This is a genomic window from Bartonella sp. A1379B, from assembly GCF_002022485.1.
GTDB classification, from domain to species: domain Bacteria; phylum Pseudomonadota; class Alphaproteobacteria; order Rhizobiales; family Rhizobiaceae; genus Bartonella; species Bartonella rochalimae.
The window spans coordinates 873,831-899,318 of record NZ_CP019780.1; the positions used below are offsets into that span (position 1 = coordinate 873,831).

At 35.0% G+C, this 25,488-nt stretch carries 25 protein-coding genes and 1 pseudogene; 10 read left to right on the top strand and 16 right to left on the bottom strand.

The window, feature by feature from the left end; all coding sequences use genetic code 11:
• Positions 1 to 2: 2 nt before the first annotated feature.
• Positions 3 to 1,124: a glycine cleavage system aminomethyltransferase GcvT gene (gene gcvT / locus BA1379B_RS03750; protein ID WP_035007192.1), complete on the bottom strand. Its 1,122-nt coding sequence runs from the start codon at positions 1,122 to 1,124 to the stop codon at positions 3 to 5.
• Between the two features lie 512 nt (positions 1,125 to 1,636).
• Here gcvT and BA1379B_RS03755 point away from each other — a divergent pair.
• The 3 genes from BA1379B_RS03755 to BA1379B_RS03765 all read left to right on the top strand — a co-directional run bounded on the left by BA1379B_RS03755 (position 1,637) and on the right by BA1379B_RS03765 (position 4,134).
• The gene (locus tag BA1379B_RS03755; protein WP_035007190.1) at positions 1,637 to 2,299 is read left to right on the top strand and encodes an LON peptidase substrate-binding domain-containing protein; all 663 of its coding nucleotides are present in this window, start codon (positions 1,637 to 1,639) and stop codon (positions 2,297 to 2,299) included.
• A gap of 13 nt (positions 2,300 to 2,312) precedes the next feature.
• Positions 2,313 to 2,507: a Trm112 family protein gene (locus BA1379B_RS03760; RefSeq protein ID WP_035007187.1), complete on the top strand. Its 195-nt coding sequence runs from the start codon at positions 2,313 to 2,315 to the stop codon at positions 2,505 to 2,507.
• Positions 2,508 to 3,102: 595 nt separating this feature from the next.
• Positions 3,103 to 4,134 carry an aspartate-semialdehyde dehydrogenase gene (locus tag BA1379B_RS03765; RefSeq protein WP_035007186.1) on the top strand — a complete coding sequence of 344 codons (1,032 nt, stop codon included), beginning with the start codon at positions 3,103 to 3,105 and terminating at the stop codon, positions 4,132 to 4,134.
• A gap of 87 nt (positions 4,135 to 4,221) precedes the next feature.
• Here BA1379B_RS03765 and BA1379B_RS03770 read toward each other — a convergent pair whose 3' ends face one another.
• Positions 4,222 to 4,878 (bottom strand): SH3 domain-containing protein, encoded by a 657-nt coding sequence (locus BA1379B_RS03770; RefSeq protein ID WP_078673859.1) that lies wholly within the window; start codon positions 4,876 to 4,878, stop codon positions 4,222 to 4,224.
• Positions 4,879 to 5,907: 1,029 nt separating this feature from the next.
• On the opposite strand from BA1379B_RS03770, the pseudogene BA1379B_RS03775 reads away from it, so the two are divergent.
• Positions 5,908 to 6,291: pseudogene (locus BA1379B_RS03775) on the top strand (ABC transporter permease subunit).
• A gap of 39 nt (positions 6,292 to 6,330) precedes the next feature.
• On the opposite strand, the gene BA1379B_RS03780 reads toward BA1379B_RS03775, so the two are convergent.
• Positions 6,331 to 6,819 carry a MaoC family dehydratase gene (locus BA1379B_RS03780; protein ID WP_035007182.1) on the bottom strand — a complete coding sequence of 163 codons (489 nt, stop codon included), beginning with the start codon at positions 6,817 to 6,819 and terminating at the stop codon, positions 6,331 to 6,333.
• 167 nt (positions 6,820 to 6,986) lie between these two features.
• Here BA1379B_RS03780 and BA1379B_RS03785 point away from each other — a divergent pair, with 167 nt between their 5' ends.
• From BA1379B_RS03785 to BA1379B_RS03810, 6 genes are all read left to right on the top strand, one after another.
• Positions 6,987 to 8,300, top strand: coding sequence for an NAD(P)H-dependent oxidoreductase (locus BA1379B_RS03785; RefSeq protein WP_035007181.1), 1,314 nt, complete (start codon positions 6,987 to 6,989; stop codon positions 8,298 to 8,300).
• A gap of 576 nt (positions 8,301 to 8,876) precedes the next feature.
• Positions 8,877 to 9,797: a siderophore ABC transporter substrate-binding protein gene (locus BA1379B_RS03790; RefSeq protein ID WP_035007179.1), complete on the top strand. Its 921-nt coding sequence runs from the start codon at positions 8,877 to 8,879 to the stop codon at positions 9,795 to 9,797.
• 96 nt (positions 9,798 to 9,893) lie between these two features.
• Positions 9,894 to 10,850 carry an ABC transporter permease gene (locus BA1379B_RS03795; protein ID WP_078673860.1) on the top strand — a complete coding sequence of 319 codons (957 nt, stop codon included), beginning with the start codon at positions 9,894 to 9,896 and terminating at the stop codon, positions 10,848 to 10,850.
• Positions 10,843 to 11,793 carry an iron chelate uptake ABC transporter family permease subunit gene (locus tag BA1379B_RS03800; protein ID WP_078673861.1) on the top strand — a complete coding sequence of 317 codons (951 nt, stop codon included), beginning with the start codon at positions 10,843 to 10,845 and terminating at the stop codon, positions 11,791 to 11,793. The genes BA1379B_RS03795 and BA1379B_RS03800 overlap by 8 nt, the downstream gene beginning before the upstream one ends.
• Positions 11,790 to 12,548, top strand: a complete 759-nt coding sequence (locus BA1379B_RS03805) for an iron ABC transporter ATP-binding protein (protein ID WP_078673862.1) — start codon at positions 11,790 to 11,792, stop codon at positions 12,546 to 12,548. The genes BA1379B_RS03800 and BA1379B_RS03805 overlap by 4 nt, the downstream gene beginning before the upstream one ends.
• Before the next feature lie 787 nt (positions 12,549 to 13,335).
• The gene (locus tag BA1379B_RS03810; RefSeq protein ID WP_078673863.1) at positions 13,336 to 13,698 is read left to right on the top strand and encodes a hypothetical protein; all 363 of its coding nucleotides are present in this window, start codon (positions 13,336 to 13,338) and stop codon (positions 13,696 to 13,698) included.
• Between the two features lie 268 nt (positions 13,699 to 13,966).
• On the opposite strand, the gene fliQ is transcribed toward BA1379B_RS03810, so the two are convergent.
• The 13 genes from fliQ to BA1379B_RS03875 all read right to left on the bottom strand — a co-directional run bounded on the left by fliQ (position 13,967) and on the right by BA1379B_RS03875 (position 25,470).
• On the bottom strand, positions 13,967 to 14,233 hold the full coding sequence (gene fliQ, locus BA1379B_RS03815) for a flagellar biosynthesis protein FliQ (RefSeq protein ID WP_035007171.1): 267 nt from the start codon (positions 14,231 to 14,233) through the stop codon (positions 13,967 to 13,969).
• Positions 14,234 to 14,236: 3 nt separating this feature from the next.
• Complete coding sequence (flgD, locus tag BA1379B_RS03820) at positions 14,237 to 14,746, bottom strand: flagellar hook assembly protein FlgD (protein WP_035007169.1); 510 nt, start codon at positions 14,744 to 14,746, stop codon at positions 14,237 to 14,239.
• Between the two features lie 17 nt (positions 14,747 to 14,763).
• Entirely contained in the window at positions 14,764 to 15,207 is a 444-nt protein-coding gene (gene flbT / locus BA1379B_RS03825) for a flagellar biosynthesis repressor FlbT (protein WP_035007168.1), read from the bottom strand.
• Complete coding sequence (gene flaF, locus BA1379B_RS03830; protein WP_035007165.1) at positions 15,204 to 15,572, bottom strand: flagellar biosynthesis regulator FlaF; 369 nt, start codon at positions 15,570 to 15,572, stop codon at positions 15,204 to 15,206. Before flaF ends, flbT begins: the two co-directional genes overlap by 4 nt.
• 17 nt (positions 15,573 to 15,589) lie before the next feature.
• Complete coding sequence (locus tag BA1379B_RS03835; protein ID WP_078673864.1) at positions 15,590 to 16,672, bottom strand: flagellar hook-associated family protein; 1,083 nt, start codon at positions 16,670 to 16,672, stop codon at positions 15,590 to 15,592.
• A 7-nt stretch (positions 16,673 to 16,679) separates the two neighbouring features.
• Complete coding sequence (flgK, locus tag BA1379B_RS03840) at positions 16,680 to 18,050, bottom strand: flagellar hook-associated protein FlgK (RefSeq protein WP_078673865.1); 1,371 nt, start codon at positions 18,048 to 18,050, stop codon at positions 16,680 to 16,682.
• Between the two features lie 30 nt (positions 18,051 to 18,080).
• Positions 18,081 to 19,289 (bottom strand): flagellar hook protein FlgE, encoded by a 1,209-nt coding sequence (locus tag BA1379B_RS03845; protein ID WP_035007157.1) that lies wholly within the window; start codon positions 19,287 to 19,289, stop codon positions 18,081 to 18,083.
• Positions 19,290 to 19,490: 201 nt separating this feature from the next.
• A complete protein-coding gene (locus tag BA1379B_RS03850; RefSeq protein WP_035007156.1) occupies positions 19,491 to 20,186 on the bottom strand; it encodes a response regulator transcription factor in 696 nt (231 codons plus the stop codon).
• Between the two features lie 262 nt (positions 20,187 to 20,448).
• Positions 20,449 to 20,925, bottom strand: a complete 477-nt coding sequence (locus BA1379B_RS03855; RefSeq protein ID WP_236829080.1) for a transglycosylase SLT domain-containing protein — start codon at positions 20,923 to 20,925, stop codon at positions 20,449 to 20,451.
• Positions 20,926 to 20,974: 49 nt separating this feature from the next.
• A complete protein-coding gene (fliK, locus tag BA1379B_RS03860; protein ID WP_078692399.1) occupies positions 20,975 to 22,237 on the bottom strand; it encodes a flagellar hook-length control protein FliK in 1,263 nt (420 codons plus the stop codon).
• A complete protein-coding gene (locus BA1379B_RS03865) occupies positions 22,221 to 23,561 on the bottom strand; it encodes a chemotaxis protein (RefSeq protein ID WP_051668884.1) in 1,341 nt (446 codons plus the stop codon). Before BA1379B_RS03865 ends, fliK begins: the two co-directional genes overlap by 17 nt.
• 2 nt (positions 23,562 to 23,563) lie before the next feature.
• Positions 23,564 to 24,718 (bottom strand): flagellar motor protein MotB, encoded by a 1,155-nt coding sequence (locus tag BA1379B_RS03870; protein WP_078692400.1) that lies wholly within the window; start codon positions 24,716 to 24,718, stop codon positions 23,564 to 23,566.
• The gene (locus tag BA1379B_RS03875; RefSeq protein ID WP_078692401.1) at positions 24,715 to 25,470 is read right to left on the bottom strand and encodes a hypothetical protein; all 756 of its coding nucleotides are present in this window, start codon (positions 25,468 to 25,470) and stop codon (positions 24,715 to 24,717) included. Before BA1379B_RS03875 ends, BA1379B_RS03870 begins: the two co-directional genes overlap by 4 nt.
• Between the last annotated feature and the right edge of the window lie 18 nt (positions 25,471 to 25,488).

Genomic DNA, 25,488 nt, shown 5'->3' on the forward strand with positions numbered 1-25,488 from the left:
AATTATCCCTTAAAATAACGTTGTTCAACAAAAGGAAGCGAATGAACAGACAACATGATTTTTTTGCCACGCACTTCAGTAAAAACTTCTGTTCCTTCGATTTTCCAATCAATAGGAACATAGCCCATTGCTACAGGACCATTAAAAGAAGGACCAAAACCACCCGATGTCACTATTCCAATCTGTTTCCCCTTATCATCTAGAAGAACTGCACCTGCACGTACAGGCTGACGTCCCTGTGGTTTTAAACCAACACGACAACGAGAAGGCCCTTTCTGATATGCTCTAAGAAAAGCTTCTGCCCCATAAAACTTAGCTTTTTCCCGAACACTCTTGGACACAGCCCATGTCAGTGCAGCCTCAATAGGAGTGGTATCAGGTGTAATATCATTACCATGTAAACACAATCCCGCCTCCAGTCGAAGACTATCACGCGCAGCAAGACCGATCCATTCAACACGATAATCATCGAGTAATTTTTCAACTAATGAACGTGCCTGACTTTCTGAAAGTGCAATTTCAAAACCGTCCTCTCCTGTATAACCAGAACGTGTTACAAACCAATCTTGGTATGGCTCAAACCCTTGCATAAACAAAAGCTCATTACCAAGCAAACCTGCATCAGCCAAAACAGAGGCAGCCTGCGGACCTTGAAGAGCAAGCAAAACTCTCTCAAGCGCAACTATTTTACAGTCAAAACCAACTGCACGTTTTTGAAGTTCGGCAAAATCAGCCTGTGCATTCCCTGCATTAACAACCAGCATAAAACGATATTTATCTAAACGCGTAAGAATAAGATCATCAAGAATACCAGCTTGCTCATTCAGCAAATAATTATAGCGTGATTGGCCTTTTTTTAAAAGGAATGCATCAATAGGAAGTGCATAAGATAAAAATTCAGCTGCTTCTTGCCCTTCAATAGCTATTAACTTCATATGAGAGATATCAAAAAGACCAGCCTGAGCACGTGTATGCAAATGCTCTTTCAAAACACCTAGAGGATAAACTAAAGGCATCATCCAACCAGCAAAAGCGCCAAATTTCGCTTGTGCTTTTTCATGTAAATTATGTAAAGGAAGTTTTTTTAAAGGCAATGTCTCAAATGTCTGCAAATCGGTGTCCATAATTTCTCCAAAGCCACGTTTACCACTCTATATTGTGGTTGTCTTTCTTACCCTTTGTCTCAAACCTGCAAGATTGCGGATTATTTTTCTCTTTGGCGGCAGATGTGAAAGTTCACATTTTGCACTCTCCCGCAAAGAATGAAAGAAGCAATGACATTCTTTCCAACATATTTTTGCTATAACTTATCTTCTCTACACTGTCATTAAAAAACTGATTATAGCACTCTAAATTTCAAAGTTTTTTATAATAACCTTGTTTTTTCAAACTACCCTTATAAATCTTTACTTGAGAGGAACTCATATTCTTTAAAATCTTACTGAAAACAACCCAAGATATTGTTGTTTCTCTTACTTTTCTCTATAAGGAGAGATTATAGTTTTTTTCATTATAATGACTTATATTATGTTATTATGTGATATAGTTTCGCTCATAATAATATAATTTTCTTATAATAAAAAATTATAATAATTCTAGGTACGAAACTGTATTGGATAAAGGTTATAGAACACTCATGAAAGCTGGTAATATCCACTATAATTGTGAACATGACTTACCAAAACAAATTGCCATTTTTCCTTTAGAAGGCGCATTATTGCTTCCTGGAGGTTTTTTATCGCTTAACATTTTTGAACCAAGTGCTCTTGAAATGATTGAAGACGCTATGACATCTAATCGTCTATTAGGAATCATTCAGCCGTTATCATCGAGTACAGATGATTTATCCTCAGAACTCTATGAAATGGGCTGTGTTGGTCGTATTACAAATTATAATGAAACAGGAAATGGACGACTTCTTATCGTATTACAAGGTATTTGTCGTTTTACCTTAAAAAAAGAATTAGCGAGCAAAAAGCCTTATCGGATTGCCATCATTGAATTTAATATAAAAGATTTACAAGAATATGAAAACTCAGAGAATATTAATCGAGAAAATTTACTCAATACGATCGAAAATTATCTTGTACTTCATGAAATTGAACATAATTGGAATAATATTTTACAAACGCCTACACCTGTACTCGTTAATGCTCTTTCAACTCTTATTCCCTTTACTCCAGAAGAAAAGCAAGCTTTACTGGAAGCGCCAGATATTGCAAGTCGCGCCCAAACTCTCCTTGCTTTAACTGAACGTTCACTTATGAAACAAACAGGGGCATATCATCTCTTACATTAACGGATTTTCAAACATGAAAAAAATGACAACTGATCCTAAGATGCTTGAATTACTGGTCTGCCCACTCACAAAAGAGCCGCTCTCTTTAAATAAAAAAACACAAGAATTAATTTCATTAAAAGCAAAACTCGCCTATCCTATTCGTAGTGGTGTTCCCATTATGCTTACTTCAGAAGCGCGTCCTTTAAAACATAATGAAAAAAAATAGTTTTTATTTTCCTTTTCATAAAACCAAATTTTATATCAAAACATATTTTCTCTCGATCAGTTTTTTAAAATACATACCCAAAGAAAATCTTAAGAAAACTATTCTACTGACTAATAACGTTAAAGCTTTAATTTTTTTCAACAAAGAAACTCATTCTCTGCTTCCATAAAACTCATATTATTTCTTTGAATATCAATTGATAAATGCATAAAATAATTTTACTCATCACCTGCTAACAAAAATAGACCTGTTGCCTTAAACTCTGTTCCTTATGCAACAAAAAAGCCTGAAAAAACGATAATCAATAACAGATTAGCAGTCTGCTCAATCAAAACCTCATGAAAAATAATATTTATTAATTTGACAGAAAAAATTGAAACTCTCTCCAGTTCTAAAAAAACCAAGGAAGAAGTGTATTGTCAAGTAAAGTGATCTATAGTACCCTCATCACGATAATTGTATGTATACAATTGGGCCTAAGAAAGTAATAATTAAAATATGCAAATTTCTTGGCTAATTTACCCTCTTTGTTAGATTTAACCTAAAAAAAATTAGCGTCATATCTGTTTTATAAAATAGAGAAAGAAGTGAAAATATGAATTTTAAAGTTGCAGTTGTTGGTGCTACGGGAAATGTTGGGCGTGAAATATTAACAATTCTAGAAGAGCGTTGCTTTCCAGCTAGCGAAATAGTTCCTTTGGCTTCACGACGCTCAATAGGACAGAGTGTTTCTTATGGCAACAAAACTTTAAAAGTCAAAGCGCTTGATACATATAACTTTTCTGACACTGATTTGTGTCTCATGTCTGCTGGAGGAACTATTTCCAAAGAATACGCTCCTAAGATTAGCGCTGCTGGTTGTGTAGTCATCGATAACTCCTCCACATGGCGTTATGATATCAATGTTCCCTTGATTGTGCCAGAAGTAAATGCAGAAAGCATTAAAGCATTTTCTAAACGTAACATTATTGCCAATCCTAATTGTTCAACCATTCAACTTGTTGTTGCTTTAAAACCTCTCCATGATGCAGCAATCATCAAACGCGTTGTTGTATCCACTTATCAATCAGTCTCTGGAGCTGGTAAAGAAGAAATGGATGAACTATTTGAACAATCACGAGCTGTTTTCGTTGCTGATCCAATCTTATTAAAAAAGTTTACTAAACGCATCGCTTTTAATATCATTCCTCATATCGATGTTTTTATGGAAGACGGCTATACTAAAGAAGAATGGAAAATAATGGCCGAAACAAAAAAAATTCTTGACCCCAAGATCAAATTAACGGCTACTGCTGTTCGAGTCCCTGTCTTTATTGGTCATGCTGAATCTGTTAATGTTGAATTTGCAAAACCATTAAGTGCCCATGAAGCGCGCGCGCTCCTACGCAATACACCTGGTTGCCAAATTATAGATAAACAAGAAGATGGTGGTTACATCTCTCCCTATGAATGCACAGGAGAGGATGATATTTTTATTAGCCGTATTCGCGAAGATGCTACCGTCGAAAATGGCTTAGCTTTTTGGGTTGTTGCTGATAATTTAAGGAAAGGAGCAGCATTAAATGCAGTTCAGATTGCTGAACTTCTCATCTCTCGTAATTTAATCACACCTAAATCAGCTATCTAAACGGAAATAGCAGCATAAAAATTCTCTTTATGCTGCTATTTTTGTTTATTTTTTCTTCAGAAAAATACAAGAAAGTTTTCTTTATTTTTATAAAGTAGGATATGTTATAACACGATAGCGTGTTTCATTGCGTTCAGCATTTTCAAAATTGACATTATCTGGAAATAAAGGATTATAAGCTGTTACTCGTTTTATAGATATTTCACGTGTATTTTCAGAAGGTTTTAAAATTATTCGATCATCAGTTTTTTTCACACCCGTGGGTACAATATCCTTAATATCTACAGGCTTCTTATTAATCGTCGCACTTGTTTCATCTTTTTTTTGCACCTTTTTCTCTGCTACTGTAGCAGTAGGCGTATTGTTTGGATGAGAGATAACCTGTTTTTCTTGTACTATTTGCTTTTGAATAACAGGTTGTGGCTTTCTTTTAATCTGCATAAAAGAAATTACGGGAATATTGTCAACATTAAAATAATTTGCAGATGCCCAACCAACCGTTTCATTATGTTGAAGTAAACACCATACTTTATCAGCGAGACAGCCATTAATTTGTACCTTCGCTCCAGTAGGAACTACCGCCGTAACTTTATAAGTTGTAGCTGGTCCTGCGCGTAAAATTGCTTTACCTTTTTCTATTTTAGCAACTGTTCCAGCAGCTACATCAGAAGTAGCCAACATAAACCCCGCTCCCATCAAAGATGTCAACATCATTGTTGCTGATAAAAAACTCTTTTTAAACATTCTCTCTTTCCTATTCCATAGCATTTAGAAACTCAAATTTGCCTGTGCAAAAATTTGTCTCGTTTCAATAAAATGGTGGTAAATTTTTTGATTTCTCAAAAGACTGCTACATCTTAAGAAAATTGAAAAAGCTCTCTTACGTGTCTCCCACCACCCTATAGACACGAGCTCTTCTCTTGCAAACAATGCTGATCTTATCGATCATTGCATGCAAAAATATCATTTGATCACCTGATCATCAGTTCTTAAAGAAGTTTTGAAAATACTATTGGTTCCACAAAAAAGATCACAATTTAAAATATATTGACCTAAGTCAGAGTAAACCTCTTCCATTAATAGGATATGTTTGTTCAAAGATAAGCACTTCGTAACAGAGGATAAAAAGATAATATCATTTTTAAAATAAAAATGATTGAGTACTCTCTAAAGCTTTTATACTTTTTAATTTTTTTCAAGATAATTCGAATACACAAAATTGTCCTGTAAAACCTTTATACAAAAACAAAAGAAAGATAAACACGTATGAAGTTGAATAACTGCTGCAATGCACAATCATTGGATTATTTCTTTTTCTCTCTCCCTTTATCTTTCACACTTCCTATACTGTTGTTCTTAACCAAGGATAAATTGCAGAAGAAAAATGTATCAAAAAATTTCACCTCACTTCAAAGAGATGCAACTATTGCTATGCCAAAACTGTAACGCCACAGCTTCCTATGTAATTTGCAAAAAATTAAATCAACAGGTCAAGAAGCCGTTACCTAAACAACATTGCCAGTGACATTGTTCAAAGAACTTTTCTTAATCTCCTTGAAAATGAAACAAGCTTAAGAGCGCGTATTTTTCATAGGTAATCTTGATACAGTCCAAAGAAAAACTATCGTACGTCTTTTTAGGTCTTCCTGAACACAATAAAGTAGCTCTAAAAAGCCATTTAATAGTTGACCGAAAAGAGTCAATATTGTGAGGTTTTTGGCTACATTTAACATTCTTTATGTTGAGCTTCCCACTGCTATTTTTACATTATTCATGACAATCAGTGCTTATTTATGTCCATTATTTTAGGACCGCAGCTTGGTTTGTTGCTTCATACAACTGCACAGTATGCATGCATAGCAGAATTATCTTTTAAAACAATCGAGCATAATTTAGTTGAAGCCATCCATTCTATGGAAACCAACCACTTTCAGATCATCAGACAATATCCTTATCCCCCTGTACCACTCACTAGTATCATTACTGGTTTTACAATCATAGTCATTTCTTTAATCAGTGCTACTTTGCTCGCTGGATATCTTGATGGTGGCAGTCTAGGTATTCTAGCAATTAGCTATGGCTACCAACGCTATACAATACCGCACTAATGACGATAGTGATTATTTTTTAATTATTCTCAATATAATTGTCGAATAAATTGATGATCAAATTGCATAGAAATTGGACAAAACAAAATTAAACAGTTTCAGATGCGGACTTATTTTCCCCAATCATAGCAATAATAAGCCAGTCGGCAATAAGAGCTGGATTTTTTAACTGTTCAATCTCCATCGTTACTTCATAATGAAAAACAACACGACCAGAAGGACGAACTTTAGCATTATTTAAAATAAAACGAGCACGGACTCGTGCTCCTGTTTTTACAGGATTCATAAAACGAACTTTATCAAAACCATAATTAATCCCCATTGTTGCACCTTCCAACTCTGGCAATGCCTCATAAGCTAACACAGACAAAAGTGACAATGTTAAAAAACCATGAGCAATAGTGCCTCCAAAAGGCGTTTTTTTCGCTTTTTCTTCATCTACATGAATCCATTGATGGTCATCGGTTGCATATGCAAATTGATTAATCATATCTTGAGTAACAAGACGCCACTGCGATAAGCCAATTTCTTTTCCAATGAAATTGGCTATATCTTGCACTGCTATTTTTCGTTGCATAACACTATCCTTATTTTGCTGAATAAAAAACTAAATGCCTTCCCTCTTGCTTTTATAAAAGCTATTGTTTAGAGCATCAACAATATAAATCCTAAATATCTCATCGATAAGCGCATTTATTAATAATAAAATGTTTTCTTAAAGAAAAATTCAAATAGGAAACAACAATGACCAGCAACATAAACCTAACAGGTTTAGCGCGTGATTTAAAACAGCATGCAGAGACCCATAACCCCATTCGTATTGGATTAATTGGTTGTGGTGAAATGGGAACAGATTTATTATCGAGTATTACACAGATAGATGGCATAACAATCGCAGCTGTTGCAACCCGCACACCATCGCGTATTTTTGATGCTGCTGCATTAGCCTATGGAGAAGAAGGGCATGTACGTGAAGTTGAAAACACTACTGCTTTAACCAAAACTATTGAAAAAGGCCTGATTGCTGCTACAAATGATTTAGACCTTGTTTTACGCCATGAACAAATTGACATTATTGTCGATGCGACAGGACATCCTGAAGCAGGAGCAGAAATTGGTTACAAAGCACTTAGTAACAATAAACATCTTGTCATGATGAATGTGGAAGCGGATGTTACGATTGGTGCTTATCTCAAATATGAAGCAGATAAACGAGGTCTTATTTATACACTTGGTGCCGGTGATGAACCGACATCTTGTATGGAACTCATTGAATTTGTTTCAGCACTCGGTCATAAAATTGTTGCAGTAGGTAAAGGAAAAAATAATCCACTCATTTTAGATGCTACCCCTGATGCTTACGAAGAAGAAGCCAAACGGCGCAACATGAATGTTCGAATGTTGGTTGAATTTATCGATGGGTCCAAAACAATGGTTGAAATGGCAGCAATTGCTAATGCAACAGGACTCCTTCCTGATTGCCCAGGAATGCACGGTCCTAAAGCTGCACTCAAAGATTTAAATAAAGTACTTATTCCAAAACAAGATGGTGGTATTTTAAACAGATGCGGTGTTGTAGATTATTCAATAGGTGAAGGAGTTGCCCCTGGTGTTTTCGTCATTGCAGAAATAACGCATCCACGTTTGCGTGAACGTATGGAAGATTTAAAAATCGGTCAAGGACCTTATTTTACCTTTCACCGTCCCTATCACTTAACTGCAATGGAAATTCCGCTTACCTGCGCGCGCATTATGTTATATGGAAAAACAGATATGGCACCACTTCACTACCCAGTAGCAGAGGTTTGTGCCATTGCTAAAAAAGATTTACACCCTGGTGAACAATTAGATTTTATAGGTCTTTACAGCTACCGTGCTTGGATCATGAGCGTTGAAGAAGCACGTGCTCATCAAGCTATTCCTTGCGGACTGTTAGAAAAAGCAACTGTTACAGCCACAATTAAAAAGAATGAACTCATTACAATATACAATACAACTATTCGCGAAAATCAATGGATTGCACGTCTACGCAATAAACAAGACCTCTTACTGCGTTGAATATCCTCCTCGCATAAACCATACTTTGCACTAAACTGCATAAAACACTCTAGATAAATAGAAAAAGAAACGAAATCACCTCTTAGGTTAAAAAAGAAAAACAGCGCTCATCTTTTTAAGCCAAAGCATTTAATAATCGCAAACTCTTTTAATCGCTCATTTTTTTAAAAGAACGAAAATATTAATAAGCTTTAATCAACAAAAGAAATAAAATTATAAATAATCTTATAAACCTTCATTCTTTTTTCAAATAAGCTTCAAATTCGCTTTGCGTAACACACTCAAAATTATATGAGATAAAAGGAAAAGAATAATTTTTGCGAAAAAATAAAAAATTATAAATATGCTTTATCAGCTCACTTAATAATTTTTTGCAAACTACCCCAAAAAGTGTGTATAATACGAAAAACACAAAATAAATTTAATTCTTGATTGGCACTGCATTATACACTAAACAGTACGTATCTTAAATCATTTTGATAACATAGTGTGTTCTTACTGTATATTTATTATGTAGAAAAATTCAATATAAGGATCTTGATCTTAAAAGTGTTTTTAAAAGAAAAGGACAAAATAATGATTGTTAAACGTCTAATACGGGCAGTTTCTATTTTAACTGTAATAATGAGCTTTATAACTACCGCGTGCGCAAATCTAACGGTTGAGCACGCTTCAGGCACAACTTCTGTTCCTAACAATCCCAAAAAGGTTGTATTTTTTGATCTTGCATCACTCGATAATGTAAATCGTTTAGGCATTAATGCTGTTGTTGGTGTTCCTGAAGGAAAAAAACCCATATATTTGCAACATTTCGATGATGCAAAATATGAGAAAATAGGTACTTTCTTTGAACCTAATTATGAGAAAATCGCTGCTTTCCAGCCTGACCTTATTATTATTTCTTCAAGAACGAAATCTAAATATCAAGACTTATCCAAAATCGCTCCAACAATTGATCTGACAGTAGGGTATGAAAATGCTCTCCAAAATATTGAACGGAATGTTACCATTCTTGGAAAAATTTTTGGTAAAGAAAAAGAAGCAGAACAAGAAATTGCAACGTTCAAAGAAAATTTAGCAATGGTTCGTAAAAATACGCAAGGAAAAGGAACGGGACTCGTTCTAATGACTTCAGGTGGAAAAATAAATGCTTTGGGTCCAAAGTCACGTATAGATATTATTCATACTGACTTTGGAATTGCTGCTGCAACTGATAAGATAGTTGTGCACAAACATGGTCAACCTATTTCTCCTGAGTTCATTCTTGAAACCAATCCTGATTGGTTACTAGTTATTGATCGCGATGCAGCAATTGGACGGGAAGGAAAATCTGCAGCAGAGTTGTTAAACAATGAACTTGTTCACCGCACAACTGCTGGGAAAAAAAATCAGATTATTTACCTAGATTCTTGGAGCTGGTATCGTGCAAGTGGCGGCTTAACTGGACTTAACGAAGCAACAAAGCAAATCAGCAAAGCTTTCGCAGAAAGTAAATAAAAACAGTTAAAATAGCTTGCTCGTTATAAAAATAAGATTTAATAACAGAAGCTGTTATACAAAGAGCTTCTGTTATTTTTTTTTAAAGAATTTGATGTGATAAATTATTGGATAGCCATAGCGATCATTGCAGTACTTTCTGCTTGTAGTATTTTTGTTGGCTATTCTGATATGACACTCGCTGATTTATTATCAGGCAACTTAAAAGCGTGGCTTCTTTTTTGGCAAACGCGTCTTCCCCGAACAATTGCAGTACTCTTGACGGGTATGTCACTTGCTCTCTCAGGAATGATTATGCAATTGTTAACACGTAACCGTTTTGTTGAACCTTCAACAGCTGGAACAGTTGAATCCGCGTCACTCGGCATTCTTTTCGTCATGATTTTTATTCCTGACATATCTGTACTTGGAAAAATGGCCGTTTCCACAGCTTTTGCAATGATTGGTACGTTGATTTTTATGTTTTTATTATACAAGATTCCTTTAAAATCTGTTCTCATTGTACCACTCATAGGAATCATGCTGGGATATGTTATTAATTCCCTAACAAATGCTATTGCTGACCATGAAATGCTTCTTCCATCCCTTCAAGCTCATTTATTTGGTAGTTTTTCAATGATTATTGATGGGAAATATGAACTTTTATGGCTGTCTTTTCCCTTATGCGTTCTTGCTTATTTTGCTGCTCATCGCTTCACCGTAGCTGGCCTTGGAGAAGATTTAACCAATAATCTTGGCCTTAATTACCGTACTGTTATGTTTTTTGGGCTCTTTATCGTTGCATCAATTACCGCTTTGACCACTTGTACAGTTGGCCGTATTCCTTTTATCGGATTGATTATTCCAAATCTCATCTCAAATTTCATGGGGGACAATATGCGTCATAGTGCTCCTTGGGTGATGATTAGTGGAGCTGGATTAGTATTAATCTGTGATCTTTTAGGACGGGTCCTTCATCACGATTTTGAAATTCCTATCAGTACTGTAATGGGTGTTATTGGTAGCTTTATTTTTATCATACTGCTTTTACACTGGAGACAGCGTCTTGGATAGAAAAAAAGCGACTATAATGATATTGACAAGGCTGACCATAATAGCGTGTATCATGATTAGTCTTTATATGCTATGGAATATAACTACTTTTACTTGGAAATTTCGTTTCGCAAAACTTGTTTCTCTTCTTCTCATTGCTTATACAATTGCTGTTTCTACTGTTTTATTTCAAACAGTCGTTAATAATCGTCTTTTGACACCTTCAATCATGGGATTTGATCAGCTTTATATTTTAATCAAAACCGTTATTCTTTATTTTCTCGACTCTCTTTCTTTACCATTCCTCAGTGAGGAAGGGCAATTAATTCTTGAAGCTATTATTCTTATTATTTTTTCAACAAGCCTCTTTCGCTGGTTATTTTCAGGAAACATTCAAGGTCTTCATCTTACTTTATTGATCGGTGTTGTTTTTGGTGGATTTTTTTTCAGCTTACGCATGTTTATGCAATTACAACTGAATCCAGATCAAATGATGAATTTAACAGATATTATGTTTGCAAATTTTAATAAATTCAATACATCATTAATTGGCTTTGCTACAATCATTGTTTTTATCGTAAGCTTGCTCGGTTGGCGTTTATGCCACTTACTTGATGTTCTTTCTCTTGGACGTGAAATTGCTGTTAATCTTGGTGTTGATTATCACAAAAGTGCTACAACTATCCTTATTTTCATCTCTATTCTTGTATCGATTTCTACAGCACTTGTTGGGCCAGTCACTTTTTTTGGACTATTAGTCGCTAATCTTTCTTATGAACTCTCACCTCAAAAAAAACACCATGTTGTTGTCCCCATTGCCATATTACTAGCTATAATTTCTTTAGTAAGCGGACAATTTATTTTAGAACAAATCTTGAATATGGGAGGACGACTAAGTTTTATTATTGAATTTTTTGGTGGTATCGTCTTCTTAACTCTATTGATGAAGGGACAATTAAAATGATTGAAATCAATCATCTTTCCAAAACCTATGGAGCTAGGAAGGTTATTGATAATTTATGCCTTCATTTACCAGAGGGAGGAATTATTTCTCTTATTGGCCCTAATGGTTCAGGAAAATCAACTCTTTTGATGATGATTAGACGCCTTCTGCCAATTACTAAAGGTACAATTAATGTCGATGGCTTTGATATTCAAACGACACCACACGATATTTTAGCTAAAAAACTTTCACTTTTACGTCAAGATAATCCTTTACCTGTCCGTCTAACAGTTCGTGATTTAGTAAGCTTTGGGCGCTATCCTTATTCTAAAGGTCGGTATAACAATGAAGATAAACAGTTTATTGACAGTGCTATTAAATATCTTGGTTTAGAAAACTTAGAAATGCGCTTTTTAGATGAACTTTCTGGAGGACAACGTCAACGTGCTTTTATTGCAATGGTCATTTGTCAAAATACTGACTATTTTTTATTAGATGAACCATTGAACAACCTCGACATGAAACATTCCGTTTCAATGATGAAGCAACTGCGCCGCACAGCCAATGAATTAAAAAAAACCATTCTTCTTGTTATGCATGATATTAATTTTGCCTCATATTATTCAGATTTGATTGTAGCAATCAAAAATGGTAAAGCTATTTATTGTGGGAGTCCAAAAGAAATTATCCAGCCTAAAATTCTTAAAGACATTTATGATATGGATATTCAAGTAACAACCATCAATGATGTACCTATTGCTCTTTATTACCAATAAAAACTCGTCTTTAGCACTTGCATACTCTTCAAAATTTTCTACAAAAAGTAAAATTTGAATATTGAATAATAGTAGACTCTGATACCATCAATCTTGGTATAATCTAAGTTCTGAAAAAATTAATAAAATTTAGTGATTTATACTCTACATTCAAAACTTGATCCTTTTTTCTTTATCTAACTAATTTTGCCTCGATCCTGATTGCTAATCATTAAAATATCAACTCTAATGACAAGAAAGTAGCAACACAATTTCAAAGAGTCTGCTAATTATTATTTCAAAAACAGAAGATAGTGTTACAAAAAACAAAACAAGTGTACGTAAGACAATTCTAATTCAGTCATTTTTTATAAAAAGAAACTAATGCTACATAACCTTAAATATTTATAAAATGAAAAAAGGAGCTCTTAATATACTGGATTTTAACAAAGAAAATTTTATTTATTTTAGTGTCTTACAAAGAATAGCTTTCAAAAAAACATTTCAAAATAATTTTGATAAGTCTATAAAACAGATTTGAATAATCCTATTCTATAAATGAGAAATATTCAGAAAAAAATTATATAAAATGAAAATTCAGTTTTTCTTTATCTAAGCATCTTATTTATATATATTTTTCCTATATATAAGTACGATCAATTATTAACACTCGCTTTTCTAAAAAGCTGTCTACAAATTAAGCTCTTGAATTAAATATAAGGAATACCTATTAGCAGCTTGATTTTATAAAAAAAGTCGATTATTCTTGCGAGTCATTGAGTAGTTAATGTAACGAGGGGTAGTGATTATGAAACCGAGGGGAGTTGCTTCAACAATGCACTTTGCAGCATTAATGCCACAAATAGCCTTTTCTAAAAATGAAGTGCAACAAACTCAAAAACTTACAAAAATGGCTCCTATTGTTGAACCCATGCCTCATTATCCTCTTTCAGCAAATATTTCTGATATGCTTGCACATATTAATGAGCTTATCCGTCAGGAAATAATGAAACCAGTCACAGACAATGATAACTTTTTCTTTTTAAATGCTGAAGAAGAATATAAGTATCAACCGATGCAACAACGTGAAATGGTAAAGAAAGAAGAGCTGCCTACAGCACAAAAAGCAGATGGGAAATTAATTGCGATAGAGAAAGAAAGTGCTGCATAAAATAGATATGAAATTTGCAGAATGATAATTGAACTAAAACAATTAGTGTGAAGTAAATAATTATTATTTATAAAAGCAAAAAGGGCTTTTCTTAAAATTTAATGTGCATTTTACAGGGAATTTTCCCAAAAATTTCAATGATATTACATTTATTTATGCATTAAATATAATAATTTAGCTTATATAAGAAAGCTTATCAGTTAATAGTTTTACGTATGCAAATATAAAAATATTCTAGTATCTTGTGATATACTGTTAACAAAAACTTCTAAAATCCCGTTTCTATTCGATTATAAACTAATTGTGTGAAAGCATAAATCTGCCCTCCAACAAACGGAGCTGTAAATGCTAACACTAAAAAAATAATAATAATTTTTGGAATAAATGTCAGCGTCATTTCCTGAATTTGTGTTAAAGCTTGAAATAAAGCAATAATAATACCTGCAGACATTGCAGCAAAAACTGCTGGACCACTAGCAGTTAAAATAGTCCATATAGCTGCTGTTACCATATCAATAGCATCAGCTTCATTCATACTCTAGAACCTACCAACATAAGATTTATGACCATCAGCTTCAGGTTTCTCACCATTTTCGCCAGGTTTCTCACCCTCTACATCAGGTTTTTCAGTCATAACCTTAACACCTGGGCCAATAACAACTTTTTCACCATTGTCCAATGTCGCAACTATCCCATCACTATAAATATCAATAGAAACCACATATCCTTCAATAACTTTATCTTTTTCATCTGTAAATTGTATATATTTACCGACATACCCCTCTGCTCCGTTGATTAATCCATTAGAAAGCATCTGGGAAAGTGTTTCATTCATTTTTATAGCTTGTTCAACAGATGAAAAACTTGCTAATTGCGATACAAATTCTGTTGAATCCATAGGTTTTGTTGGATCTTGATTTTTCATCTGTGCTACCAACAACTTTATAAACATATCATAATCTGCATTCTTCTTTGCTCCAGCCATCTCCGGCTGTCCACCATCATCTTGAGAATAACTTCTAGGAGCACTAACCGCGTCCAATGCCATATCACACCTCGTTAACGTTACATTCCAACTTGTCTTACACTTATACTTGTCGTATTTGGTGAGGATATTTTACCCATAATCTGTGCTTCTTTCTGAAACAAACTACGAAGAACTTTTAATACCTCAAAAATTTTATTTTGCTCAGTTAAATAAATACACTCCTTTAAGCCTTTCAAAAGGTCACAATCAGTAAAGGTTTGAAGTAACTTTTTTAACAGATTAACAAACACAGTTAATGCTTTCTCCGCTTCGCTTGGATTAATCAACACAAGCTGAGCAGAAAAATAAAGCTGTTTAAGAGGAGTATCAGTATCTTCAACTTGTAAAACATGCCCTTCTAAAAGAAAAGTTGCATCATTTAATAATTCAAAAGTTACTTTACGATCCACCCGTAATACAGCACCATTAAGAAAGATTCTTTCATTTGGTTTGAGTGTCAAACGGATTGTTTTTTTGCTCATTCATATATCTCCGCATTTTCTGCCAAACCATCACGAATAGATTCAGAGATCTCAACAAGAACATCAAAATCAGTAATCTCTCCTTCATCTAATTTCTGAATTTCTTTTAAAATAAAAAAACCAATAGAAATAAGAGAAGCTTTCAATGCCTGTGGTAAAGCATTTGCTGCTTGCCCAAGATCTTCAATAAGAATAACCCAAAGCTTTCGGGCAAACTGAACTGCATCCTTAGCTTCACAAGAACCAGGACCTTTGGCTTTTGCAGCTAAAAGCAGCTTGATACAACGATCAAATAAAAATCGTTCGCGCTCACGTGCGCTCATTGCATCATCTTCCATGACATCTTCATATCGCATTTGATACATTAAACAGCTAAACCTCTTTATTTTAAATAATTAATAAGACTTAATCGCCTTATCATATCTGTCAAAGTATAAGAAGCCTCTAACATAGCCTCCAAAGCTTTGACTTTTTGAGCGACCTCTGCCGCATCGACACCAATCATATCAATTTGTGCTCCTTTAAGAAGGCCTACTTGAGTTTCAATTTGGTGCGTAGCCGCTTTAACCCTTGTTTCTGTACTTCCTACTCTAGAAGCTGTTGCAGTAATTTCATCCACAACACTACTTGTAGATGTATTGTCAGCAGACACTCGCGCTCTTGAAAAAAGACTTTCTTGTGCTTCTTTTGATAAACCGATATCACCAAATTCTGCGACTAAAATCAGATTTTTCATAGCATCGCGAAAACCTTTATCATTAGCACTTACTGCAACATCTACCTTATCACCATTGGGTGCAATATGCTTCTCAGTAGAACCATCCTTAGCATTTGAAAAAAATTCCTTAAAATTCTCTTCATTAAATAAATCACTAAAAGGCCCATCAATAAATTCTTCCATCTCTTCACTGGTGAGATCTTCTGGTTTTCTGCCATTTAGAAAATTCTCAAACGCTTCGTGCACAATTTTACTGGGACCCGTTTCACCACCTACTTTATAAAACTTTAACGGTGGTTCACTCGTATTTGTCCCACCAAATATATATTCACCATTAAAATTAGTATTTAAAGCTGAAATAAATGCACTCAAAGCATTTTGGGCAACAGCTTGCGCTGCAGATGGTGCCGCATTTCCTGCATCACCGACAAGCATATTATTAAAAACAACCAATGACCCTGGCGTTGATTCTTTATCACCTGACGCAATTAAACTTTGAATCGCAGCCTGTACAGAAGATAATCTCAATGAAAGAAGTTTATTGCTTGTACTATAACCTTCGAGATAACTCATCTGATTCTCAATATCCATTAAGCGTCCTGTTTTACGCCCCAATGTAAGACCTGGATCATACACCTGTCCAGTAGCCATTTCATAGCCAGCCTTCATCAAATCAGACTTCCCCTCAGAAATTAGATTACGCCTTGCATTGTTTAAAACATATGTCGAAATTGAAGGAACTCTCACTTTACACCTACCTAACTGCTGCTAGAAGATCATCTAGCATTTTACCAACCGTACTAATAATACGAGAGGTTGCTCCATATGTCTGCTCTAATTGCAACATCAAGGCTAATTCATCATCTGTATTGACACCCGTTGCATTGGATAATGCCTCAGCAGCATGCAAAAACATTGTGCCTTTATATCTAGCTTCTTTATCTGCGTTTGACCGCAAACCTTGAAGCCAGCCTACTGAGTTTTTACCAAAATCCATAATTGACTGCTCTAGATCCAAACCTGTACCCGTTCCAAATTTTTGTTTCTCATTAAAAGAATCTACTAATTCTTGAAGTTTATCACCAAAATGTTCTGGACCACCACCTTCTGTTTTGCTGTCAAATATAGGATTAAGTTGTATCCTTCCTGCTAAACCCTCAAGAGCACCGATCTGACCACTAGGCTGCTCTCCATCTAAAAATAAAGAAGGAGGACCAGGAAACACCTGCATCAAAGCATTTGCTATTTCGTCTAACTGCTTTTGATATTGTGGTATAATATCATCACGTAGCTTCAATAAACCACCGAGATTACCACCTCCATTAGGATCAATAAAGGATGAATGACCTAAAGGGACACCATCAATGAAAATCTGTTTTCCAGAAATACCAGATGGCAAAGAAGTGCTGAATTGAAATGATACTGTCCGTGGCATTTTATCGTATAAAGTACTGCCATCCATACCATAAATGGACATTGTTCCATCAGAATGATTAACTGTATTGATACCGATTTCTTGAGACAACTCTTTTAAAATAGCATCTCTTTGATCCATATAAACACTATCATCCCGATTTGCATTTCTCTCCCGCGCTACCAACTGATCAAGCTCATGAAATTTTTGCAATAAATCATTAATGTAATCAACAGAATCTTGAATATCACTATTCACATCATTATATGACTTTTCAATTTCACGACTTCCTGCATTCAACCCTTTGGCTAAATCACGAGCACGATCGACTGCTGCATCTCCATTAGAACGCTGTTGTGGATCATTCGCATACAATTGAAGTGCTTTTTGAAATTCACCAAGCAATTTAGAAGGTGAATTTGAAAATCGATCCGATCCATAAATATCAGATAAACGATTCAGCCCATTAGAAAGACTGCCAGCAGCAGCAGCCTCGCTTGCTTTAACCAAATAATTATTCAATAAATGGATATCACCATCACGACGTACAACAACATGAACCGCTCCCCCCGGCCCCGATTCTAAATATGAAGTGCGACGCGTATAATTCGGATCTCCTGCTTTTACAACATTACGCGAAACAGTATCAAGTCGACCTGTAGTCGCTTTTAACGAGTTTCGGGCTGAATTAAGTGCTAAGTTAAGCGACATAATCTTATCCCCTTTTTGATTGTGTTTACATTATCGTTTCAAATTAACAATAACATCCATCAACTCCGAACCCGTCTGAAATACTTTGGAATTCGCTGTATAATTCCGTTGCGCCTCAATCATATCTGTCAGTTCATCGCCCATATCAACGTTTGAATCCTCCAAATAACCAGAAGATAGAGTACCAAAGACACCATCACCAGGACGCCCCATCATTTGAGGCCCCGTCTGACTATTAGTTTCAAAAACAGTCCCACCTAAAAAAGTCAAACTGTCTGGTGAAGCCACAGTCGTAACACCTATATACCCAATTGTCCGCGTTTTTTGATTGGAATACATAACCTCAATTTCACCATTTTTACCAAAGGTGAAACCATCAAAGGCACCCGACTCCATACCATCTGCTTCCCCTTCAAAAGCAAATAAATTGCCCTTTTGGGTCACCAGGGAATCTGCCCCCACCCCGCCAAAATTAACATTGACCTCAAAAGTATTCCCCTCACTATCTGGCAATGTTAACTTAAATTCTTTTGTAGGCGCTATAAGATTTCCTTCTTTATCAAAGTTAAACTCTGTAGAACCAACTTTTTTCCCGTCAGAATAAGCATCAACAACCCACTTATTTTCAGCAGTTTTTCTCATATAGAAATCAACCTGAACCTTTTTACCTTGACTGTCATAAGTCGTCATTGATTTTTTCTGACTATAAGTTTCAGGTTTCTCAGGATCAATTTTACCATCCTTCGGCTCAACAACCTTTGCACTCGGATTAAAGTTTACTTTAAAATCAATTTTCGTCGTCGCTTCAGGGCCGAATAAATCGGTTGGACCGCCTTTAATTTGAATCTTTTCTCCATCTTCATTTAAAAGATAATATCCTGCAGTATTGCGAAGATACCCATCCTTATCGCGTACAAAAGACCCTGCACGCGTTAAAAATTCTTTTCCATTTTCATCTGCTACACGAAAAAAGCCATTTCCGTGAATCATTGTATCACCAGAACGACCTGTTGCACGCGCTGGACCACCAATCGAAATATCATGACCAATATGACTCTTCACTCCGCCAGAAACGTAAGCATATTGTCCTGAAGGCGTTACATAATTAGAAAACTGGACATTCGTACGTTTATATCCAATTGTACCAGCATTAGCGACATTGTCAGCTACACCAGAAAGCCGCGTTCCTTGAGCGTTCATACCAGAAACACCAGTACGCATCATTCCGTAAATACCCATATCATCTCCTATGATCTTTAGCTTATAACACTACTATAAATAAACTTCCTTGTGTGAAGCTTTTGCTTAAATGTTTTTACAAAAATAAATTATATGATCATAAAAAAAACATAATTTGTTTTTAGTGGGTTTGTATTGGTTTTGAATTAGAGTGTTAATATTAGGTGTTTTATTTTAAAAGTGGAGGAATTATATACAAATTTAATCTAATTGATTTTTAATTTGTAAGCTGTAACCAAGGAATCTTTTCGAATCTATAATGTCGTAGTTGAGTTTTGCTTTTAGTTTCTTGCGAAGTTTACTAATGTGGCTTTCTACAACGTTCTCTTCTATTGTTTCATCAAAGATTCCGTATACCGCATTGAATATTTGTGTTTTATTAACACGTTTTCCTGCGTTTGCTATTAAGTATTCGAGAATACGGCGTTCTCTGCGTGGAAGAGGTAGATTTACTCCATTGATTTGTGGGTCACGTCCATCATTGAAGACGCTAATAGGGCCAACTTCGACTGCGGTATTTGCTCCTCGTATATCATTTCCAATTCGTCTGCGGATAGCAGCGATTCGCGCTAGAATTTCGCGGACGTGGATTGGTTTGCGGATTACATCATCGATACCTGATTGAAAAAGTTCTATTGTATGATCCAAAATGTTTGTTTCTGTTAGAGCTAAAATTGGAGTCGAGCTGTAATTTCGAATTTTTTTTGGTAATTCGATTTGGTTTTCACATTTTCCTAAAAGAACTGCTTCAAGTGAAGATATCTCATTATGTGAAGCTGTTGAAATCCACTGACTAAAATCTGAAGGGGCTAAGCCTGTTGCAGCAACTCCTTCGCGAGAAAATAAGGTAGCATAGCCATCTGTTACCAATTTACGGTCATCTACTACAACAATCATAAGCACTCACTCAGCAATTTAGAACTAAAATTTAAAATGTATACGCAGGAAATCTACATATTGCTAAATTTATACAACTTTAATTTTTAAAAACACAAGTTATTTTTACGATTTATTATCTATAAAGACGCGATTACTATTTTTGGTTGTGTTTTTTGACATAAAAAACAACTATAGGTTGTTACAAAAATTAATATCATCTCAAAATGAAACAAATTTTCATTTTTTTATCAAAATAATTTACTATTTTTGTCATAATGATTCATAAGGCTCCTTTACAAAAAGCTTGAGAATTAGGAGTCCATCGACCAAAACCGCTAGCAATCATGTTACGCATAACACGACACACATAGCCCTTTTGAGCTGGATCATTATTAGGCCCTGCATGGTAGCGTGCAACTGCCATAGTCCAGCTACCTTCTTTTTCGTATAATTTTTTTAAAAAACGCGCAGCATAATCAACATTAAGACGAGGTTTTAACATTTCTACAACAGAAAAAAAATTCTTACCGTGGTAATAATGATTAATTTGCATACAACCTACATCAATGAATTTAGCTCCAGAGCGTTTAGCACTTTTAAAGATATGTAAAGCTTCCGCTTGGTTTTTTGCAAAAACAGCCTTGCCATCAATATTTAATGCATAAGGTTGGAGCGATTCTTTATGGCCTGTTTCTGTTAGCCCAACTGCATATAAGATACCTAATGGTACATTATAGCGCTTAGAAGCCGTAATCATTTCTGCTTCACAAATATTCTCAGCTACCGCGTAATTCAATACTATAATGCTAGACGACCAACCGATAAGAAATGCGTGAAGAAATATCTTCAAAAGGAATATCCAAAAATGTTGCATCTGATAACGGAAATTGCTTGAAAAATTGCTTTGATTCATTTTTTCCATTCTGTTCATTATCACCAAACGCTTGACGTTGACCATTAAAATGCTGTCCACTATTATCTTGCTCTAATCTTTGCTCCATTTGCAAAGATTGATTTTGTTGAATAACTTGAGAACTTTTATCCACAATACTAATTAATAAATGACCACTATCATGAACATGTGCCTTTTCTAAAACATATGATAACATCTGCTGACTGCTGATTAAAAGGCGCGCTGTTTCGCGATGTTGAGTACATAATTCAATATGAAGCCCTTGCGCAGTCATTCTCACTTTAGCATCAACTATCCCAAGCTCCACAGGTGTAAGTTTTAAATGCAAAATCCTTACATCCCCAACTTTTTTATTACACGTAATATCAACACCACTTAACTGCATCATAAAATCAGGTTTTTCTTCTTGAAGAATAAGCCTATTGCCTATTTCTAAATTCTTGAGAGATTGAGTTCTTTCTATCTCCATCCCCACACGTAGTGTCAAGGATTCACTTTCATGTGCAAAATTTTGTATACTATACTGTGGCATTTTTGGGTGTGTGAGAAAATGTTTGTCAACTGCTTTAATTTGAACCTTGTCTTCAATAGCACATTCTTTTTGAATATCTGCAACCCACTGATTTTGTACATCACCATTTATAGAAGCTGTAATGCTCCCATGTTTTACATGTTCACTAATTTTTTCTCCAATTTTTTCTTGCTTTACAAACCTTTGTGCCAAATAAAGTGGATTCAAAAAATTTTGAAAAGACATATTTTCTTTATTACCAAGATAACCATGCTTGGCTTTTTGCAATTTTTTCTCAAAAGCTTTAATTACATTTTGTTCCACAATTTCTTCTGATATTTCCGACTCTATAACTTTAGCTAAAGGATCCTGTCCTTTATTTAAATACTCTGCACCCTCATCTAGAATTGTCTGTTTTACGGATTCTTCTAAAGCTTCTTTCACCCTATGTATAAGCGAAGAATCTTCATGAAAATTTTTATCTTGCTCAAATTTACTTTGTTTAAGTAACGTATCAAATGTTTTAGGTAATTGATTATCCGCACAATCTTCTGATTGAACTGCAACTTTATCTGCTGTAGTTTTATTTATTGTAGCCATTTGTACAGAAAGAAAACCGCACAATCCATCAGCGCTTATCATCATTTTTGTATCCTAATAATTGGTCGATTTCATTTATCTTTTCTTGTGTATGTTGAATAAATTGCTTCATTTCTGCTTCTATAAGAGATGCTGTATTTTTTTGTTTATCATCTTTTTCTAAGGTTAACTTCAATTCTTTATGACTTTGCGGTTGTGATGCAATTTGTGTGTTTTTCTCTTTCAGAACATCCAATGGAAAAGAAACGACTCTTTGCGCAACAGCTTGTGCAGCAATAAATAAAAAACGATCTTTCTCTGATAAATCTTTGTAGATGATATTTTGTATCATCTGTAGAGCTTCTTGTGCAGCGATTGAACCAGAAAGACTCATAGCGTAATACAAACGCACAGATGTATCATCTACACCGATTTCATGTGCTAATGTCAAAGCTTTCTGAGCACTGAGTTTTGCTTTTTCCATACGTGCATCAATTAACGCAGCACGGCTCACTGCCATATATGCCATAAACTGCACCTTTGTCGGTGCATAAGCAAGCAATGCTTCCAATTGATCAATACTTAATTTTTCATCAAGCCGCAATACAGCAGGAATAAACTCATGCCAAAAGTCATAAGCATAAGGTGATTTCCAAAAACGATGCACATAATGACGAATTAATAAAGCCAAAAGATCTATCTCACCAAGCATTGATGCAACTTTTAATTCTCGACGAATAGCACCCTCTTCAAATAAAGTTCCCGGAGCAAAAAGCCTTACTTGATCTAATTGTTTCAAAGCTAAAGCAGGATCTTTTTCTATGATATTAACAACCGTAGAAAGTACAACAGACGCAAATAAAGCAGGAGGAATAGATCGAATATCTTCTTCAGTTAATTGTGTATATGTCTTTAAAAAAGTAGTTTTTTTATGAGATGCATAAGCCAAAGCACCATCCATTACATTCTCTGAAATCACTCCCTTTCCATATTTCTCTAAAATGCTTTGCACTACTCGAGGATTTCCACCATTAAAAAGATAAATCAATAAAGCATAAAGATTGTTCTTATCTTTCCAAACACTAGCATCAAAAGTTAAAAATTTATCGCCAATTTCTCCCAAAAGTTGCAGTTGTTTTTGCAGTTCTTCCTCTTGTCCTGATATAATTTTATCTTGTAAATTTTGTAAAGAACGCACAAGATGTACTGGCTCAGAGACAATAGTTTTTGATAACATAGAGGGCTCTTTAATTTCACGCTCTACCTGTGCGACAAAAATGTCCTGAGAATCTCTTTCTATCTTTTGTAAAAAAGCTCTACCCTCTTGTATAAAAATTCCTTGAATAAAGACCACAAAAGATAAAAAATAGACAGAGTATGCCTTTTTCATAATCATGGTGTTTTTTCCTTTTCAAGAACTGACTTGTCTTGTATAATCTTTTGCGAAGAAGACTTCTCTACTGTCGATTTTTCCTGTACTTCTTCAGTCTTTGGATCTCGTATAAAAATAGATATACGCCGGTTTTCAGCAGCATATGGATCCTTTTTATTTTTCAAATCCCGATCTGCATAACCTTCAACACGCAAAATTCGTTTCTCATCAAAGCCACCACGCACCAACATATAATAAGCCATCTGTGCACGTGCTGTTGAAAGTTGCCAATTATCATAAACAGCACTACGATAAGGACGTGCATCAGTATGCCCACTAATCACGACATCTCCTTGATATTTCGCAATAATTCCTGCCATACTACTAATTAAATCAATAGTCCGCGCTGTTGGAACAGATAAGCCAACTTTAAACATTTCATATTTTGGCTGATCCATTAATTCAATCATAACGCCTTCTTTAATCGGCTTCACATGAGCCAATATATTGCTGTTTTCCCCCTCTATAAAATCCGTTAATTCTTGTGCAAGAGCACGAGAATTCTCAGAAGAATTATTTTCTTGTATAGATTCTTTTACCAACGTTTTTTGCTTTTGGTCTTTTCTTTTTTGAGAAAAATCAATATTTTCTCTCCAATAATGCGGAGAAAAAGGATCATGATGCTCTGTTCCTAGTTGTAAATTTTCTTGAGAATCACCAACTCCCTGCCCTACAAGATCCCCTTTTTCAAACTGCTGCTCGGAAGAATTTTTTGCGTGGTGTTCTGATTGAACAATTTTTTCCAATCCAGGATAAGGATTATGCATTAACTCTGCTTCCTCCATAGCATTTGACTTTTCTGACTGATCATCATCTCTACGCTCTTGATCAAGAGAACTTTTTTTATCTTGTTCAATATCTTTGTGTTGAATACCCCGATTACTTGTTTGGGGATCTACAAGTTTGATTGGATTAAAATAGTTTGCGATGGCTTCCTTTGTCTCATCATCCTGGACGTTAACAAGCCACAAGACGAGAAAAAGCGCCATCATTGCTGTCATAAAATCAGCATAAGCAATTTTCCAAACACCACCATGATGATCATCATGATCTCCATGTTGCCCACGACGAACAATAATAATTTCAGAAGAAGATTGTTGGTCTTCAGATTTCATTGTATCAACTCCTTCAACGTTGTCAGCAATGGAGTAAGCTGTGTAGCAATAACCATTTCACCACGATGTAAACGTAACTCTGTACTTTTGGTCGGTTGAAATTCAAATTGAGATGAATCAAAATCACGCTGTTTTTTGAGCTGTTCAAATAATTTTTCATTCCCCTCAAGAACTAAAGGTTTCCCTGCAGAAAGAGCCTGATCTAATATTTTTGTAGCAAATTCCTGAAGTGCTTCTTCTGTAATTTTTTCACCAATAAATACGGAAAGAACCTGTGCAATCTCTCGAGAAATTTCTTGACGCAAATCAGAAAATTCTTTTGTTAATTGACGCTGTACATTGGCTCCTAGCGATTCAACCATACTTTGTTTAGCCGCTTCAATAGCTTTTGCATGCTCTTCTTCCAAACATTTCTTTTCTTCTTCAAACTGTTTTTGCAATTTTTCTGTTACCTCTTGCACAGCTTGATCAAAAGCTTCCTTTCGAGCTACTTCAACATCAACAACCCCTTCAGAAGGGAAAGATAATATTTCTTCCATATATTCTTCTGAAGGTTTAGTATCAGATAATGAACAGTCTTTCTGCTTCTCATTATTATACATGAGTTCGCTTTCATCATCAGAAGACAAAACCTCTATATCTTCAGCAGAAATGTAGCGGGATGAAAAATCACTCAGAAAAGAAGATAAGGGAAGACTTACCTGTTTTTCAAATTTTCCACCTGTTTGTTCCATTCTATTTATCACTTCCATTTAACGTTTCACTTTACA

Coding starts and splice junctions, on each gene's coding strand:
- BA1379B_RS03785 (WP_035007181.1), top strand. CDS start 6,987: ATGACCAGCAACATAAACCTAACAGGTTTAGCGCGTGATTTAAAACAG.
- BA1379B_RS03755 (WP_035007190.1), top strand. CDS start 1,637: ATGAAAGCTGGTAATATCCACTATAATTGTGAACATGACTTACCAAAA.
- flaF (WP_035007165.1), bottom strand. CDS start 15,572: ATGTATCAAATGCGATATGAAGATGTCATGGAAGATGATGCAATGAGC.
- BA1379B_RS03865 (WP_051668884.1), bottom strand. CDS start 23,561: ATGAAAAAGGCATACTCTGTCTATTTTTTATCTTTTGTGGTCTTTATT.
- BA1379B_RS03850 (WP_035007156.1), bottom strand. CDS start 20,186: ATGATTGTTGTAGTAGATGACCGTAAATTGGTAACAGATGGCTATGCT.
- flgD (WP_035007169.1), bottom strand. CDS start 14,746: ATGGCATTGGACGCGGTTAGTGCTCCTAGAAGTTATTCTCAAGATGAT.
- fliQ (WP_035007171.1), bottom strand. CDS start 14,233: ATGAATGAAGCTGATGCTATTGATATGGTAACAGCAGCTATATGGACT.
- BA1379B_RS03810 (WP_078673863.1), top strand. CDS start 13,336: ATGAAACCGAGGGGAGTTGCTTCAACAATGCACTTTGCAGCATTAATG.
- BA1379B_RS03770 (WP_078673859.1), bottom strand. CDS start 4,878: ATGTTTAAAAAGAGTTTTTTATCAGCAACAATGATGTTGACATCTTTG.
- flgK (WP_078673865.1), bottom strand. CDS start 18,050: ATGTCGCTTAACTTAGCACTTAATTCAGCCCGAAACTCGTTAAAAGCG.
- flbT (WP_035007168.1), bottom strand. CDS start 15,207: ATGAGCAAAAAAACAATCCGTTTGACACTCAAACCAAATGAAAGAATC.
- BA1379B_RS03790 (WP_035007179.1), top strand. CDS start 8,877: ATGATTGTTAAACGTCTAATACGGGCAGTTTCTATTTTAACTGTAATA.
- BA1379B_RS03805 (WP_078673862.1), top strand. CDS start 11,790: ATGATTGAAATCAATCATCTTTCCAAAACCTATGGAGCTAGGAAGGTT.
- fliK (WP_078692399.1), bottom strand. CDS start 22,237: ATGATGATAAGCGCTGATGGATTGTGCGGTTTTCTTTCTGTACAAATG.
- BA1379B_RS03765 (WP_035007186.1), top strand. CDS start 3,103: ATGAATTTTAAAGTTGCAGTTGTTGGTGCTACGGGAAATGTTGGGCGT.
- BA1379B_RS03855 (WP_236829080.1), bottom strand. CDS start 20,925: ATGATTACGGCTTCTAAGCGCTATAATGTACCATTAGGTATCTTATAT.
- BA1379B_RS03875 (WP_078692401.1), bottom strand. CDS start 25,470: ATGGAAGTGATAAATAGAATGGAACAAACAGGTGGAAAATTTGAAAAA.
- BA1379B_RS03760 (WP_035007187.1), top strand. CDS start 2,313: ATGAAAAAAATGACAACTGATCCTAAGATGCTTGAATTACTGGTCTGC.
- BA1379B_RS03845 (WP_035007157.1), bottom strand. CDS start 19,289: ATGGGTATTTACGGAATGATGCGTACTGGTGTTTCTGGTATGAACGCT.
- BA1379B_RS03870 (WP_078692400.1), bottom strand. CDS start 24,718: ATGAAATCTGAAGACCAACAATCTTCTTCTGAAATTATTATTGTTCGT.
- gcvT (WP_035007192.1), bottom strand. CDS start 1,124: ATGGACACCGATTTGCAGACATTTGAGACATTGCCTTTAAAAAAACTT.
- BA1379B_RS03780 (WP_035007182.1), bottom strand. CDS start 6,819: ATGCAACGAAAAATAGCAGTGCAAGATATAGCCAATTTCATTGGAAAA.